We start from the raw sequence: 14,874 nt of genomic DNA on the forward strand, positions 1-14,874 counted from the left end.
CTGTAACAGCAAAACGGTTATTGTATGCGTAAAGTGTGGTGAGTTCCAGAGTGGATACAGTGATTAATCCAGTTGGGCAATGCTTACTTTGAGGTTGCGGATGCTAGCTAGCTGCTCATTCCAGTGGCGCTGTTTCTGCCTGAAATCGGCCAGTTCGCGAGCATTCAGTGTACGGGTGGGCAGGGCGACGCTGGTTGGGTTTACCGGCTGGCCGTTAATCCGTACTTCGTAATGCAGGTGCGGACCGGTAGAAACACCGGTGCTGCCTACATAACCAATAATAGCTCCTGCCCGCACATGCTGGCCGACACTGAGGTTGGCAAAGGCACTCATGTGTCCGTACAGGGTTTGCATGCTGTCGTTGTGACGTAATACGACTGTATTGCCATAACCCCCTTTGATGCCAAAACTTTCAACGGTACCATCAGACGGCGCATGGATGGGCGTGCCGCTAGCGACAGCATAATCAATGCCGCTGTGCATGCGCAGTGTTTGCAGTATCGGATGAAAACGGGTACCGAATGGTGAGGATATTCGCGCACCTTCAACCGGTACGCTGGTAAAGCCTTTGCGCAGTGGTTTGCCGTTGGCATCATAATACTGGCCATTGCCATCATTGCCGGTGTCGTAATAATAGGCCTGATATAGGTTGCCATTATGGTTGAATTCGGCAGCTCGGATATCGCCGGTAGCCAGTTCCTGACCACGATAATACAGGCTATCGTAAATCAGGCGGATGGTATCACCGCTTTGCAAGGTGTTGATGTCTATTTTATCTTTGAAAATTTCGCGCAGTGATTCGCGGATTTCCACAGGTATGCTTGCCTGTGCCAGTGCGCCACGGGCAGAGGTTTTCACGACTACAGCTTTGAATGTTGGCAGGGTTTCGGTATCAACCGCACTGACATCGGCATTCCAGCTATTGTCAACTTTTTTCAGTGCCACCAGGTTTTTTTCACCATTGTCGTCGTCATTAAAAAACTGGATATCGGTGAGGTGGCCATTATTATCCATGCGTATGCTGAATACCTGATTAACTTGTAAATGCTGTACTTTATTTTTGATGATTTTAAGATTGGTTATTTGCTGGATTTCTTCGGGGCGGATGTTAAAGCGACTCAGTACCATGCTGATGTTGTCGCCCGGCTGGACAATCTCATCACGCCAGAAATTCAGGTTGACTGCATGAGTTTTGATGGTTACTGGTGCTATTTTTAGGGTGATGTGTTTTGCCTGATAGCGCTCTGGAGTATGTTTGCGGCTGGAAATAAGCACAACAGCTATGCACAGTAGCAATGTGCTGGCTACGGCCATGCTACACCAGAGTTTGGGTTTGCTGGCTATTTTCTGCCTGAGGTGCCGGAGTAACGCTGCTGAGTGGGTAAACATAGTCATGGTTGGTATTTTGCTGAAAGTGCAACGCTAAAACCGGTAAATGTAAAACTATTTACCTGAAAATGCCAGTGGCAGATTATTTTTATGCTTTATTTTGTGGCTGCTGGCTTGAAAGCTGCTGTGGCAACTGTTTTGCCCATTCACACAGACTGATATCCAGTTGCTGTAAACATGGTTGCAGCAGAGACTGAATTGAACTGCCTACTGCTGAATTGTGGTTTGGCTGATAAATAAATAGTTTATACAAATCGGCCAGCATGATTTTGTCTGGATCTGTTTGCAATAGCCAGCCATTGCTGCTGTGAGCAATATAATGTTGTTGTTCGAGCTGGGTAAGTATCTGGTCTAGATGTTTATCGTTAATACTGAGCTGTTGCTGAAGCTGACCAGATTTAACAGCCTGCCCCTGCTGCTGAGCCTGTAATAGCTGGTATAGCATATCCAGTGCGTTTTCAAATGGCTGACACTGATGCAAATAGCGAAATCTTTCCTGATGCCAGTAGGGCAGTGAGGAGGTGAGTACGGCACCGGCAAGTAATAAAAGCCATAATAAATTTAGCCAGATTAAAAACACCGGTATGGCAGCAAAGGCACCGTACACTTTCTGGTAATTGCCAAAATCGGTTACGAAAATGGCAAATCCACGCCGCAGTAAATCCAGCCCGACTGCTGTGATGATGGCACCCAGTAAAGCATGATGCCATCGAACAAAACAGAATGGCACCAGTTTGTATATCAGAAACAGCAACAGGGTAATCAGTGCCAGATTGGTAACAATGCCGAAAAGTGTGCTGTAAAACGGAATCTGGCTGGCCATATTGGCCGGATTAGACAATAAACCAATGGCTGAAAGACTCATGCCCAGTACTACCGGTCCAAGAGTGAGTAATGCCCAGTAAATCAGGATTCGAATCCATAGCGGGCGCTGGTCGCGTGCCTGCCAGATTTGATTGAACGCATGTTCTATGGTCTGAATCAGCATTAATGAAGTGATAATCATGAAGCTAATGCCTACTGCGGTGAGGCCGCTGGCTTTATCACGGAAGGCATACAGATAATCGCTGACTGAGTCGGCACCGGCTGCCGGCACAATAATGTGAGTCAGAAACTGGTTAAAGCGTGTGGCCATATCCGCAAACATGGGAAAGGCATTTACCACAATCACGGTAATGGTAAAAAACGGTACCAGTGCCAGCAAGGTGGTAAAAGTTAGGCTGGCGGCAATCAGGGGCAAATTACAGCGCTGATAATTTTGTCCGACAAACAGTAAAAACTGCGGCAAGCGCTGCTGTAAATATTTGCTTTTAAATGAATGTATATCCATGGCTACTCCTGATAAGGGGCTAATTGATTGTAACCAAAAAGCCTCTACAGTGCAGAATTTCCATGCTGACTGGTCAAGCTATGACAGTTACGGCACAATAATGGCATTCAAACACTGTTCAAGGAGCGGTTTATGGCAGATTTACCCATTCTGGTGGTGTATTACAGTTTGTCTGGCAGTACGCGCAATCTGGCATTGGCGCTGGCACGCGGGGTAGACAGCGTGGCTGGCTGCGAAGCGCTGTTGCGGACTGTGCCCAAAGTCTCGGCTGTGTGTGAAGCAACTGCTGCGGAAATTCCAGATGAGGGTGCACCCTATGTTACGCTGGAAGAACTGCAAAACTGCGCCGCACTGGCACTGGGTAGTCCAACCCGCTTTGGTAATTGCGCTGCGCCTATTAAATATTTTCTCGACAGTACCAGCAGCCTATGGCTGGCCGGTAGCCTGATTGGCAAGCCAGCCTGTGTATTTACCAGTAGCACCAGTTTGCATGGCGGGCAGGAAAGTACACTTTTAAGCATGATGACGCCATTGTTGCATCACGGTATGCTGCTGTGTGGTATCCCGTTTAGTGAGCCGCAACTGAACCAGACGCAAAGCGGTGGCACCCCTTATGGTGCCAGCCATGTTGCAGGACACGAAAATTGCCCCAAACTAAGTGATGCAGAGGATGCACTGGCATTTGCACAGGGCAAACGACTGGCAGAACTGGCGTTGCGTTTGGCGCGCTGAAATAACTTTAGGAATTATGATGAGTTACCACTCCAATTTAAGCAGTGCGGCTACTTTGCCGACTATTTACCGCCACCGTTCCATTCGTAAATTTACCGAGGAAGCGTTAACGGATGAACAGCGTGAAGCCATTTGGGAAGCAGGGCGTGCGGCTTCTTCATCCAGTTTTATGCAAAGCGTGCATATTATTCGGGTAACGGATATGGAAAAGCGTGCAGCTTTGTCTGAAGTAGCGGCCAACCAGAAATATGTGCGTACCGCAGCCGAATTCTGGGTATTTTGTGTGGACTACACCAGACATAAACTCGCTTTTCCCGAAGCACAGTTGGACTGGACCGAAGGGATGATTATTGGTGCTGTTGATGCGGGTATTATGGCGCAAAACTGTCTGTTGGCGGCTGAATCGCTCGGATTGGGCGGGGTGTATATTGGTTCTTTGCGCAATGATGTAAAACGGGCGGCCGAAATTCTGGACTTGCCCCAGTTAACTTTCCCCCTATTTGGACTATGCTTGGGGCATCCGGCACAAGATCCGATGTATCGTCCGCGCTTGCCGCTGGATACATTGGTGAGCGAAAACCGCTATCGCCCACTTGATCCAGCCAAGCTTGCCGCTTATGATGAACAGCTTACGCTGTATTACCGTGAACGCAGCGGGCTTGATCTGAACTGGAGTAAGGCAGTAGCCAACAACTTTGCTCAACCGGTACGTCCGCAGATTTTGCCATTCTTACACCAGCAGGGTTTGGCCAAACGCTAAACAGGTTTGCTAAAAAATTCACCAGTTTTGGCTGTATCAGTCGGAACTGGTGTTATTGGCTTAAAACAGAATAAGCTATTGTCGCAGTGACAGAATACTGTCTGCCAGTGCCTGACCAAGGCGTTGATAACCACTGGCAGTAAAATGAACGCCATCACTGCGTGCCAGTCCCTGATTTATCCATGCTTTCATACTGCACTCGCCACCCATAACTGCCTGCCAGTCCCAGTAGAAAATATGCTGGTTTTGAGCCACTTTTTTTTGCATTGTCTGTAATTCAGTTAGTTTTTCTGGGCGTACGCCACAGGAACCGGCAGTACTTTTCAGGCTTTCCGGCGCGCCCAGAAGCATGATAGCGCTATTGGGTGAAGCAGTGCGAATCTGGGCAATTGTCTCAAGCAGATTCCGCTTAACTGTTTCGATCTCTACCCCGTTGTAGGCTTCATTTGTGCCAAAGGCCAGAATAATCAGGTCGGGCGCAATCACATTCAATTCCTGCTGCCATGCCTGTGTATTCCAGCGGTTCCACTGATTGAGCTGAAAACCGTTGATCCCCAATGCAGAAAACACTACTCCCTGCCGGTTTTGATTTCGTGTCCACCAGCCGCCGATAGCAGTCTGAAAATTCATGCCTGCTTTAATCGTAATCGGGAAACGCGCATTAAACTGACTGAAATGCCACTGATTATCTTTAGGTTGTGCAGAAAGCAAAATCTGCTGGCCGTTACTGTCGGTAACTGTTAAGTCTTCATCGTTTTGTCCCTGCCGAATACTGACAATAACCGTTTGCTCTGCTTCAGATTCACGGGTTTTGATGGTCATCACCGCACCGACAGAGGGGGTAGCAATCAGGCCACCAAGGGCGTAGTTCTGGCTGGTTTCCGTGCGGCTGGAAGCGGCTTGCCAGCCCTGATTCTGATAGGTAAAGCGCGCCAGCCGCATACCGGGAAACTGAGTGGGCATTGCCCAGCCGGGGCCGCCATTGCCCAATTGCTGTTGCAGGCGCACGCGCGCGGCGTCGGTAAGGTAATCTGCTGCGGTGTGCGAGTCGCCCAGTTGCACAATATTGATGCTTTTATTCTGTAAAGCCTGAGCCAGTTGTGCAGCATGTTTAGGCTGTGAAGATAAAGGGGCACGATTGTAGCCAGATTGAGCCGGAGCTGGATCGGCTGAGCACGCCATTACCCAAAGGCAGCAGCCCAGAATGGCTAAATGCTTTTTAGTGTACATTTGATGTATCGTTTTCAACAGGCTGTACCGGTAGGTTAAAGCGGTTAAAAATGTTTCTGGCGATGATTTTCTGTCCTGATATTGTGAAATGAATACCATCCGCACTACGAGTTTTGACTTTCTTTCCATCAGCTTCGGTAACTGTATCATTGAATCCATTGTCATTGCTACCGAGCATAGCCCGAGTATCCACTATATAGCCGTGATTTCTGCTTACTTCGTCTGCTGTCAGCTCGCGCAGGTATACCATTTGTTCATTTAGCTTAGTGCGGCGCATATCCGGTGGCGTAAGCCATAATACAGTTACCTGATGCTGCCGGGCTGTATCCATAATGGTTTTAATCCGGCTGCGGTACATACTTTCCCATTGTGCGGATGCAAAGCTGATGAAACGGCTGCCGTTACGCGGGTCGGGAACATCCCACGGGTCATTCGGGCCAAGAAATATTACCAGTATCTTGATATGCGGATGCGTATCCAGAGTACGGGCAATGGTTTGCGGCCAGTTAAAAAAGCTGGGGTAGCTAAGCCCGGTACTTTGCTTGCTCAGATTAATAGTCTTAATACCATAATCTTCACTGAGCCATTTCTGCACATGTGGTGCAACACCTTGCATCAGTGAATCTCCGGCAAAAAATACTTCATCGGTAGGCGTGAGGGTAAAAGCTGCCTTTATGCTGTTTTCTCTTGCGGCTTTTTGCAGAACCAGTTGGCGTTGTTGCTCGGCCAGTTTAGCCTGTTGCTGTATTCTGGCCTTATCCCTGTCAGTGTAAGCATAATGCTTATTAAAAGCAGTAATAATATTGTGATTAGCAGTGGCAATATTCTGATTAAGCCAGTCGATGCCATTGTTAAGCATCATGCTTGCCTGTGCGCCGCTTTGCCACCACGGCTGCTGTTTCAGTTTTGATAAAATACTGTTCTGATGATAGGTCTGCTGATAATAAGCTGCTACCGAGTCCTGCATCAGCCATAATGAAATGCTGGCAGTAATCACTAAAGTAAGAAGAACAAAACGAAATTGCTGCTTGTTACTTTTTTCTACCTGTACTTCAGTTTTCGGTTCTTCACTGGCTGCTACCATAGGCAAGGTGGTGACTGTTTTCAGGCTAACCACGGGCATGTACTCAAACTGCGGATATTTTCTTTGCTGATTGTAGTTTTGATAAGAAGGTAGACGGCGATATTTAGAAGTTGGCATAAATAAATCCCGGGATACCAGTCGGCGCGCAGATTAATACCAGAACCAGCAGCAGCAATAAAGGGAGAATCAGGCTGTAGCGAGGTAAGGTATCAGCACGTTCATATAATAAGCTGATGAGTTTCGCCAGCAATGGATACAGTATCCATGCCAGTAACAACAGGCTAAAAAAGTAAAATGGATTGGTGCTTAGTGGCACATTAATATGGTTGTACAGCAGCGCGTGTAACAGGAGTAAGGCATCATTAAGGGTTGGTGCACGGAAAAAAACAAAACAAAAACACACAAAATGTACCGTAAGCACAATACTGATGATTTTGCCAACCTTGCCGCTTTTGCTCAGGCCGTTGCGTGCCTGCTCCAGCGTGCAGTGACGCAGGCGGGAGTGCAGTAAGTCGCCCAGATTGAGCAATATTATGCCGGCGCCGTGTAATAATCCCCAAATGAGAAAATGCCAGCCATTGCCATGCCAGATACCGGATAAGGCCATGGCAATCAGTAAATTGAGCTGGGTACGTGCCGTACCGTGCCGGCTGCCGCCGAGTGGAATATAAATATAGTCGCGTATCCAGGTGGACAGGCTGATGTGCCAGCGCAGCCAGAATTCACGGATATTATGAGCCAGTAGTGGCGCGCGGAAATTCACTGGCAGACGAAATCCTAGCAGCAGCCCTATGGCCACCATCAAATCACTATAACCGGAAAAATTGAAAAAAAGCTGTACGGTATAGCCATAAATGGCCGCCAGTATCTCCAGACTCTGATACTGCATGGGATTGGCAAATACCGGATCAACCCAGTTGTCAGCAATCCAGCCTGATAACCACCAGTTTTTCATCAGCGCCATGACTATCAGACATAGTGCCACAGTGGGCGCCAGAATCCGGCGGTATTGCTGAGTGTGGATTTGCGTCACCATGCCACAGGGCTTGTCGGATATATCTGTTAGCCCGCGTGCGTCATAGGCACGTGCAATCGGGCCGGCTGTAATGGTAGGGAAAAATGCCAGATGCAGAGCCAGAGCGGGCAGGGAAAGATGTCTGCCCGCTGGTTGCCCTTTGCAGCGCGTCTGATACAGGGAAACCAGATAGCTGATTGCCTGAAATGAATAATAGGATATGCCCAGAGGTAAGATAACGCTCGCCAGCCAATCGGAATCCAGTCCGAATGTATCCAGACTGTTACCCACCGGGGTGCGGAAAAAATCGAAATACTTCCACAATATCAGATTCAGCAGGGTAATCACACATCCGGTTATCAGCCATATTTTTGGCTTGCTGCTGTGATTAATCCGGATGGAAGTGGCGTAAATGAATACGGTGAATACCAGTAAGGCAGTGAGTGCCTGTGCTTTCCCGCTCAGATAAATAATGAGATAGCTAGTGCACAGTAAAAGCAGATTTTGTAGCTGTGGTTTGGTTTTCAAAAGCCAGTACAGGCAGAAAAAGGCGATAAATGACAGGCCGAATTCGATAGAAATAAAGCTAAACATGAAGTAGATAAACTGTCAAAAATAGTGATTGTTAAACCGTGCCAAATAAAACTTGATTGAAAATTTTATTTTTAAAATCAGTTAATTCATGTTTATGATTATGAGCAGGCTGCCAGTGGGTAAACTATGCGTCTGCTGTATTCATAACAGGATTACACCCAAATAATTATATTATTCGAGTGCTATTAATACACTAAGAATGAATATTCACACATTATGAATTCAAACCCGTATATTCGGGCAGAATTAGGGTTTGCTCTCGTGTTGTGCTAGTGAATTTGCATTCTTTTCGGTTAATCTGAATTGGCTATAATACCCTTAATCCGATACTGCCATGCTAAGGTTAATCGCATCAATATAGGGAAACGATATTTTACCCGTAAATGTGAAGTATTGTAACGAAAATTATATATAAAAATTTATTATCAAAATAAATTTTATTTAAGGATATAGCTATTGATATCAGGCAGGATGTACAGAAAGCTATATTTTTTACCGTTTGTCTGCCTTGAATATTTCTTGGCGAAGAACTTTATTGAAACAGCGGCCGATTCTCTTTTTTTTCTGCTATTATCAAATAAAGCTGGGTATTCATTATTTTGTAAGAATTTTTATATTAGTAATAGGTTCTGGACTTCTGCGCTTGCAAACCACAGGCGCAAATGGGTTTGATTTTTACCATATGGCAGGGTTTAGCCTGTAGCGGTATTAGGCGATGAAAAAAGGCTTTCTATGCACGAACATAACCATACACATGAACACCATCATGATGGTGCACATCATCACCATTTAGGTGCACACAGTGCTGATAAGCAGGTTTTACGCATTTCTCTGCTGGTTATCGGCGCATATATGGTGGTGGAAATTATTGGTGGCTGCTTAACCAACAGTCTGGCTCTGCTATCAGATGCTGGGCACATGTTTTCGGATGCGCTCGCGCTGGCACTATCCTTGATTGCGTTTCATCTGAGTGAACGTCCGGTGAATCAGCGTCAGACTTTTGGCTATAAGCGCTTTGAAATTATTGCCGCTGCAGTGAATGGTATGGCGCTGATTGCGATTGCGGTGATGATTGTGTATGAAGCAATCGGCCGTTTTGTCAATCCACCAGATATTGCTACCCGTGGCATGCTGATTATCAGTGTTTTTGGCTTGCTAGGGAATATCGCTATTGCTTGGTATATGTATCGCACTAGCGAAACCGAACATAACGTCAACATGCGCGGTGCCTTTTTACATGTATTGGGCGATTTACTGGGTTCTGTGGGGGCAATCGTTGCAGCCATACTCATGATGCTGTTTGGCTGGCGCTGGGCTGATCCGCTTGCCAGTATCGTGGTGGCCTGTCTGATTGCCTACAGTGGTATTGGGATTCTGAAAACTACTCTGCGCATTCTGATGGAAGGTACGCCAGATGCCATCGAACTGGAACAACTAAGCAACATTATTCTGGCTATGCCCGGAATTGAAGCTGTGCATGATTTGCATGCATGGACGATTACCAGCAATATGAATGCTTTGTCCTGCCATATCGTAGTCGATGGTGCATTAACGGTTACCGAAGCTGAAAAACTGGTGAATGAACTGGCAGAAATACTACTTCAGCATAACATCCATCATGTAACTGTACAGACAGAAAGTACTGCCCATACGCACAGCAATAACCTGTTATGCTGTATGCCATCGGGTGCGCACCAGCATGCACATTGATACAAAACATGCGGATTATATACTGGATAGAAAATCATGATTAAAGCAGTGTTATTTGATTTGGATGGTACGCTTGCCGATACTGCGCCGGATTTGGGTGCTGCCCTCAATCGAGTACTGGAAAAGCAGCATTTGCCGCCTAAAAGTATGACGGAAATTCGCCCAGTTGCCAGCCATGGTGCCGCAGGGCTGATTAAGCTTGGTACAGGGATGCAGGCAGACAATCCGGAGTTTGCCACTTTAAGACAGGCTTTCTTGGCAGAGTATGAGCTGCACTTCACCGAGCAAACTGTACTGTTTGGCGGTATTGACGAAGTATTACAAAAGCTGGCTCAGCAGGGTATAGCGTGGGGTATTATCACCAATAAACCGCATGTATTCACCGATCGTCTGGTACCGAAACTGGGTTGCAGTATTGCGCCAGCAGTGGTGGTAAGTGGTGATACCACCAGTGCACCCAAGCCAAGTACCGAACCGATGCTGTATGCCTGTCAGCAGATAGGCGTGGCTCCAGAAAGCTGTCTGTATATTGGTGATGCAGAGCGTGATATGCAGGCCGGGCGCAATGCCGGCATGATAACCGTGCTGGCAAACTGGGGCTATATAAGTGCCGAAGACAACACAGCAAGCTGGCCGGCAGATTATATTATTGAGCAGCCAAAAGAGATTCTCGAACTACTGAAAAAATAACTTTTAACTCACAAGGGGAAATAGCAATGAAAACCATTGGTTTACTGGGTGGCATGAGCTGGGAAAGCTCTGCCCAATATTATCGTATGATTAACCAACAGGTGCGCTATCGTCTGGGCAGCACACATTCAGCCCAAAGCATCATGTTATCCGTGGATTTTGCGGAAATTGAAGCATTACAGCATCTGGGACGCTGGGATGAGCTGGCCGAGAGCATGTGTACGGCTGCGCGCCAACTGGAGCAGGGCGGTGCCCAATGTATAGTGATTTGTACCAATACCATGCATCGCATGGCCGAACAGGTACAGAACACCGTGCGCATTCCACTGCTGCATATTGCCGATGCCACTGCACAACAGATTTGTCGCCAAAAACTGCACAAAGTGGGTTTGCTTGGTACAGAATTCACCATGAAACAAGATTTTTATAAAGGGCGGCTTACCGATAAATTTGGCTTGGAGGTGCTGATTCCGAATGATACAGATTGCCAGATCGTACATAAAATCATTTATAACGAACTGGTATCGGGTGTTATCCGTGAAGAATCACGCCAGCAATACCGGCAAATCATTCAGCGTCTGGCTGATGCCGGTGCAGAAGCGATTATTCTGGGCTGTACCGAAATCATGTTACTGGTGTCGCAGGCTGACAGTCCGGTTCCGGTATTTGATACTACTGCTATCCATGCTACAGCCGCAGTGGACTGGGCTTTGGCGGATGAACAATAAATGCGCAGTATTTTTCCGATATCGTAAAAGCTGATATAAAGCCAACACAGGTGACCATTATCTGCTAATGGCCACCGTTTTTATCGTTTTCAGGCTGAGTCAGTCAGACGGTTACGCAGCCAGCGTACGGCCGCTGCTATTTCGCTGGCACATAAACCTATGGGGCCGGTGCCACTGGCTGCAAGAATGTCTGCGGCAGCACCATGTAACCACACACCAGCATAAACAGCCTGTTCCGGTGGTATGCGTTGAGCCAGTAAACTGCCAATAATCCCAGCCAGCACATCACCACTACCAGCAGTTGCCAGCCCTGAATTACCCGTTTCATTTTGCTGTACCTGCCCGTTGGGTGACGCTATCAGGCTCTGGTGACCTTTCAGCACCACCCATGCCCCATATTTTTCGGCCAGACAGCGCACGGCCTGATAACGATTACTTTGTATCTCACTGATCGTGCAATGCAGCAGGCGTGCTGCTTCGCCCGGGTGTGGCGTTAAAATAATGTTTTGCTTATTCTGGTTGCTGGTTAGTAAAGCTGGCTGTTGCGCCACCAGATTAAGGGCGTCGGCATCCAGTAGCACGGTGGTGCTGTTCTGTTGCAGGCATTCAGTCAGCAGGGTTAAAGCAGAGGTTTCAGTCCCCAAGCCACAGCCAATCACCCATGCAGTAATATCTGAGCGTTGCAGCAGCCGATTTGCAGTACTCAGCATAATTTCAGGCTGTTGAACCAGTAACGGCATTGGTAAAGCAGGCTGGTGAAAGCCAAGCCATACTTTGCCGCAGCCGCAATGCAACGCAGCCATCCCAGCCAATGTAATCGAACCGGCCATTCCTTCAGAACCGCCCACAATAGCCAGCGTACCAAACGTACCTTTGTGGCTTTGCGGCGAGCGTGGCTGGCACAGAGCTGGAAACTGTGTATATGCCAGTCGCCGCCATTGCCTCAGCATATCTTTATCAATCTGAAACCTATTCACTGCCTGCTCCCCGTCATTACTGCTTACTGTCATTGTAAAATATCTTTCAGCTAATGCGTATCATCTGTGTTTACAGCAAGAGCTGATCCAGCAGGGCATTTTTAAGCCGTAATTGCTGCTGTGTATCGGCTAGCTGAGGGGCATACACCAAAAAACTGTCTTCCACACGTTCATCCAGAGTCATGATTTTGGCAAAACGGATACTGATGTTCAGTTCGGATAAAACGGCGGCAATATTGGCCAGTAAAAATCGCCGGTTGGCTGTGATAATGTGCAGGTTATACCAGCCGGTATTATCTTCTTCATCAATGCTGATACGTGGTGCAATCGGCATATGGCGGCTTCGCCGGCTCAGGCTGGCCGAGTTATTAGTAGACATCGGCAGATGACCATTAACAAACTGATTGAGTGCCAGCTCGGTTTTATTCTGAATAGCCAGATAATCGCCTGTATTGAGCCCCGGGGAAAATTGCAGAATAAACGTGTCGAGAATAAAGTTGTGCTCGGTAATATAAGCGCGGGCAGTCAGGATATTCATACCAGCCTCACTGAAAACAGAAGCCAACTCGGTAAACAGTTTCGGGCGATTGGGCATGTATACCATTACTTTTAAAGTATCGGTGTCTGGCAGTAGCTGGCTGTGTGCCTGCGCCTGCTGTTCATAATTAATAATTTTTGACAAATGCCACAGAATATCCTGCCACTCATGGCGGGCAAAATAAGCCTGCCCCAGAATGTGCCACAGCTCGCGTTGCTGTGCTTCGCTGATGTGATACTGATTTAATTCATGCATTGCCTGCTGCCGGCGGTCGAGGATGGCCGTTTGCCGGTTACTTTGTTTACCGCTCAAATGGTGCAGTGTCGCTTTATATAACCTTTCCAGCAGGCTGGCTTTCCATGAATTCCAGATTTTCGGATTGGTACCACGAATATCGGCTACGGTAAGCAAGTACAGCGCAGTCAGGCGTTCAACCGTTTTTACCTGTTTGCTGAATCGGGCAACCACTTCCGGATCCTGAATATCTTCTTTTTGTGCCGTCATCGACATCAGCAGATGCTGCTCCACCAGCCACGCGAGTAAATCGCTTTCTTCCGCATCCAGAAAATGATCATCAGCAAAACGCCGTGCATCTGGCACCCCCTTTTGCGCATGGTCGCCACCACGCCCTTTGGCAATATCATGAAACAATGCTGCCATATATAAAATATGTTTATGCGCAAAGGCATGCATCAGGGTAGAAGCAAAAGGCAGCTCATGGCTGTGCTGCTCCATGGCCAGACGCCGCATATTGCGCACAACCATTAATATATGGTCGTCTACCGGATAGATATGAATCAAATCATGTTGTAGTAGACCAACGATTTTCCCCCATGCAGGCAGATAACATCCCAGCACCCCATACAGATTGATAAACCGCAGCAAATGAGTTAGCCCGTCGCCACGCCTGAAGAAACCCGCAAAGCATTTGCGGTTAACCGGATTCTGATAAAACTCTTCATTAACCAGCTTGTGTGCTGCCGCCCACCAGGCACGCAAGGTTTTGGGCGCGAAACCAATAATATCGCTGTGTTCCTGAGCAATGTGCAGAATAGTGAAAATATGTTCTGGTTTCTGCCAGAAAAGTTCAAGGTCATGTACCGCCAGCATATTGCCAACCTGATAGTAATGCTGGTCAAGTTCCACTACCACACGGGGTAGCGCAGCATAGACTCGGTCGCGCAGCATTGGCACCAGAATACCACTGAGCTGTTTTACCCCTTTTAGTGCACGGTAAAAATCATGCATCAGTTTTTCGCTGGCGCGTGAAGTGGCATCATCAACGTATCCCAGACTCTGTGCCACCTGTGTTTGCAAATCGAATATCAGCCGGTCTTCTGCCCGTTTGGCAGTCAGATGCAGCTCAATGCGGATTCTCGCCAGTTGCTTCTGGCAGTTGAGTAACAATCTTGCCTCAGTACGGTTCAGAATTGAATTTTTCATCAGCTCATGAATCTGTGGCGGTAATCCCTGCACCTTGGCCAGCCACAACAGCGTATGAATATCACGTAAACCGCCCTGAGTGGTTTTTACATTCGCTTCCAGCAGACTGTCTTCACCTGAGGCCTTGGCATAGCGCTGCCATTGTTCCAGTATTTTACCCTCAATAAAAGCAGCTACATCACGTTGCAAATCAAGCTGATGGATAAATTCTGTTGCCAGTTGCCGCTGGCCGCACAAAAAACGGCTTTCTAGTAAGGCCGAATCGCCAGTTAAATCCTGCCGTGCACTTTCACATAATTCCTCAATCGTGCCTACCTTTGGTGCTGGCTGTAAGTGCATATCCCATAATATTTGCACAAATGCGGCAATCTGCTGTTGTAGGTCATCATCAAGCACATTTTTGCTGACAATAGCCATATCCATATCAGAATATGGATACATCTCGCCACGCCCGAAACCACCTATAGCCAGTAAACACAATTGCTGTCCGGCAAAAAATTCTTGCCACAGCGTTGTCAACACTTCAGTAATAATCTGGGTATGCTGACGAAAATACACAAAAGGATGCTGGCGGTGCCGGTACATCTCAGCAGCAAGCTGCTTGTGCTGGTGTAATCTATCCGACAATTGAGTAACAAGCGCTGAGGCAAACAT

At 47.5% G+C, this 14,874-nt stretch carries 12 protein-coding genes; 5 read left to right on the forward strand and 7 right to left on the reverse strand.

Annotation, left to right across the window (positions count from 1 at the left end):
* Positions 1–63: 63 nt before the first annotated feature.
* Positions 64–1,395 (reverse strand): M23 family metallopeptidase, encoded by a 1,332-nt coding sequence (locus MJ764_RS00085; protein WP_239323510.1) that lies wholly within the window; start codon positions 1,393–1,395, stop codon positions 64–66.
* 82 nt (positions 1,396–1,477) lie between these two features.
* Positions 1,478–2,719, reverse strand: a complete 1,242-nt coding sequence (locus MJ764_RS00090) for a YihY family inner membrane protein (RefSeq protein ID WP_239323512.1) — start codon at positions 2,717–2,719, stop codon at positions 1,478–1,480.
* Between the two features lie 132 nt (positions 2,720–2,851).
* Between MJ764_RS00090 and wrbA the strand changes: the two genes are divergently transcribed.
* Both wrbA and nfsA read left to right on the forward strand, forming a co-directional pair.
* Positions 2,852–3,451: an NAD(P)H:quinone oxidoreductase gene (gene wrbA / locus MJ764_RS00095; RefSeq protein WP_239323514.1), complete on the forward strand. Its 600-nt coding sequence runs from the start codon at positions 2,852–2,854 to the stop codon at positions 3,449–3,451.
* Positions 3,452–3,470: 19 nt separating this feature from the next.
* Positions 3,471–4,211 carry an oxygen-insensitive NADPH nitroreductase gene (nfsA, locus tag MJ764_RS00100; RefSeq protein ID WP_239323516.1) on the forward strand — a complete coding sequence of 247 codons (741 nt, stop codon included), beginning with the start codon at positions 3,471–3,473 and terminating at the stop codon, positions 4,209–4,211.
* A 75-nt stretch (positions 4,212–4,286) separates the two neighbouring features.
* Here nfsA and MJ764_RS00105 read toward each other — a convergent pair whose 3' ends face one another.
* The 3 genes from MJ764_RS00105 to MJ764_RS00115 are packed head-to-tail and all read right to left on the reverse strand — an operon-like array spanning position 4,287 to position 8,134.
* On the reverse strand, positions 4,287–5,441 hold the full coding sequence (locus tag MJ764_RS00105; RefSeq protein ID WP_239323518.1) for a GDSL-type esterase/lipase family protein: 1,155 nt from the start codon (positions 5,439–5,441) through the stop codon (positions 4,287–4,289).
* A complete protein-coding gene (locus tag MJ764_RS00110) occupies positions 5,431–6,642 on the reverse strand; it encodes an SGNH/GDSL hydrolase family protein (protein ID WP_239323520.1) in 1,212 nt (403 codons plus the stop codon). The genes MJ764_RS00105 and MJ764_RS00110 overlap by 11 nt, the downstream gene beginning before the upstream one ends.
* Positions 6,629–8,134, reverse strand: coding sequence for an MBOAT family O-acyltransferase (locus MJ764_RS00115; protein WP_239323522.1), 1,506 nt, complete (start codon positions 8,132–8,134; stop codon positions 6,629–6,631). The genes MJ764_RS00110 and MJ764_RS00115 overlap by 14 nt, the downstream gene beginning before the upstream one ends.
* Positions 8,135–8,866: 732 nt before the next feature.
* On the opposite strand from MJ764_RS00115, the gene MJ764_RS00120 reads away from it, so the two are divergent.
* Genes MJ764_RS00120 through MJ764_RS00130 form a run of 3 tightly spaced genes read left to right on the forward strand, consistent with a single transcriptional unit; the run spans position 8,867 to position 11,262 of the window.
* Positions 8,867–9,844: a cation diffusion facilitator family transporter gene (locus MJ764_RS00120; protein WP_239323523.1), complete on the forward strand. Its 978-nt coding sequence runs from the start codon at positions 8,867–8,869 to the stop codon at positions 9,842–9,844.
* A gap of 36 nt (positions 9,845–9,880) precedes the next feature.
* Complete coding sequence (locus MJ764_RS00125; protein WP_239323524.1) at positions 9,881–10,534, forward strand: HAD family hydrolase; 654 nt, start codon at positions 9,881–9,883, stop codon at positions 10,532–10,534.
* Between the two features lie 26 nt (positions 10,535–10,560).
* Positions 10,561–11,262 carry an aspartate/glutamate racemase family protein gene (locus MJ764_RS00130; RefSeq protein WP_239323525.1) on the forward strand — a complete coding sequence of 234 codons (702 nt, stop codon included), beginning with the start codon at positions 10,561–10,563 and terminating at the stop codon, positions 11,260–11,262.
* 89 nt (positions 11,263–11,351) lie between these two features.
* Here the strand turns inward: MJ764_RS00130 and MJ764_RS00135 are convergent, their stop codons facing one another.
* Both MJ764_RS00135 and glnD read right to left on the reverse strand, forming a co-directional pair.
* Positions 11,352–12,212 (reverse strand): NAD(P)H-hydrate dehydratase, encoded by an 861-nt coding sequence (locus MJ764_RS00135; RefSeq protein WP_239324060.1) that lies wholly within the window; start codon positions 12,210–12,212, stop codon positions 11,352–11,354.
* Between the two features lie 97 nt (positions 12,213–12,309).
* On the reverse strand, positions 12,310–14,874 hold the full coding sequence (gene glnD, locus MJ764_RS00140; protein WP_239323526.1) for a [protein-PII] uridylyltransferase: 2,565 nt from the start codon (positions 14,872–14,874) through the stop codon (positions 12,310–12,312).

The organism is Snodgrassella gandavensis (assembly GCF_914768025.1).
Classification (GTDB): Bacteria; Pseudomonadota; Gammaproteobacteria; order Burkholderiales; family Neisseriaceae; genus Snodgrassella; species Snodgrassella gandavensis.

What these genes read in the sequence shown, in the direction of transcription:
- MJ764_RS00135 (WP_239324060.1), bottom strand. Translation starts at nt 12,212, where the DNA reads ATGCTGAGGCAATGGCGGCGACTGGCATATACACAGTTTCCAGCTCTG.
- MJ764_RS00090 (WP_239323512.1), bottom strand. Translation starts at nt 2,719, where the DNA reads ATGGATATACATTCATTTAAAAGCAAATATTTACAGCAGCGCTTGCCG.
- MJ764_RS00120 (WP_239323523.1), top strand. Translation starts at nt 8,867, where the DNA reads ATGCACGAACATAACCATACACATGAACACCATCATGATGGTGCACAT.
- MJ764_RS00105 (WP_239323518.1), bottom strand. Translation starts at nt 5,441, where the DNA reads ATGTACACTAAAAAGCATTTAGCCATTCTGGGCTGCTGCCTTTGGGTA.
- glnD (WP_239323526.1), bottom strand. Translation starts at nt 14,874, where the DNA reads ATGTTTGCCTCAGCGCTTGTTACTCAATTGTCGGATAGATTACACCAG.
- wrbA (WP_239323514.1), top strand. Translation starts at nt 2,852, where the DNA reads ATGGCAGATTTACCCATTCTGGTGGTGTATTACAGTTTGTCTGGCAGT.
- MJ764_RS00130 (WP_239323525.1), top strand. Translation starts at nt 10,561, where the DNA reads ATGAAAACCATTGGTTTACTGGGTGGCATGAGCTGGGAAAGCTCTGCC.
- MJ764_RS00110 (WP_239323520.1), bottom strand. Translation starts at nt 6,642, where the DNA reads ATGCCAACTTCTAAATATCGCCGTCTACCTTCTTATCAAAACTACAAT.
- MJ764_RS00115 (WP_239323522.1), bottom strand. Translation starts at nt 8,134, where the DNA reads ATGTTTAGCTTTATTTCTATCGAATTCGGCCTGTCATTTATCGCCTTT.
- MJ764_RS00085 (WP_239323510.1), bottom strand. Translation starts at nt 1,395, where the DNA reads ATGACTATGTTTACCCACTCAGCAGCGTTACTCCGGCACCTCAGGCAG.
- nfsA (WP_239323516.1), top strand. Translation starts at nt 3,471, where the DNA reads ATGAGTTACCACTCCAATTTAAGCAGTGCGGCTACTTTGCCGACTATT.
- MJ764_RS00125 (WP_239323524.1), top strand. Translation starts at nt 9,881, where the DNA reads ATGATTAAAGCAGTGTTATTTGATTTGGATGGTACGCTTGCCGATACT.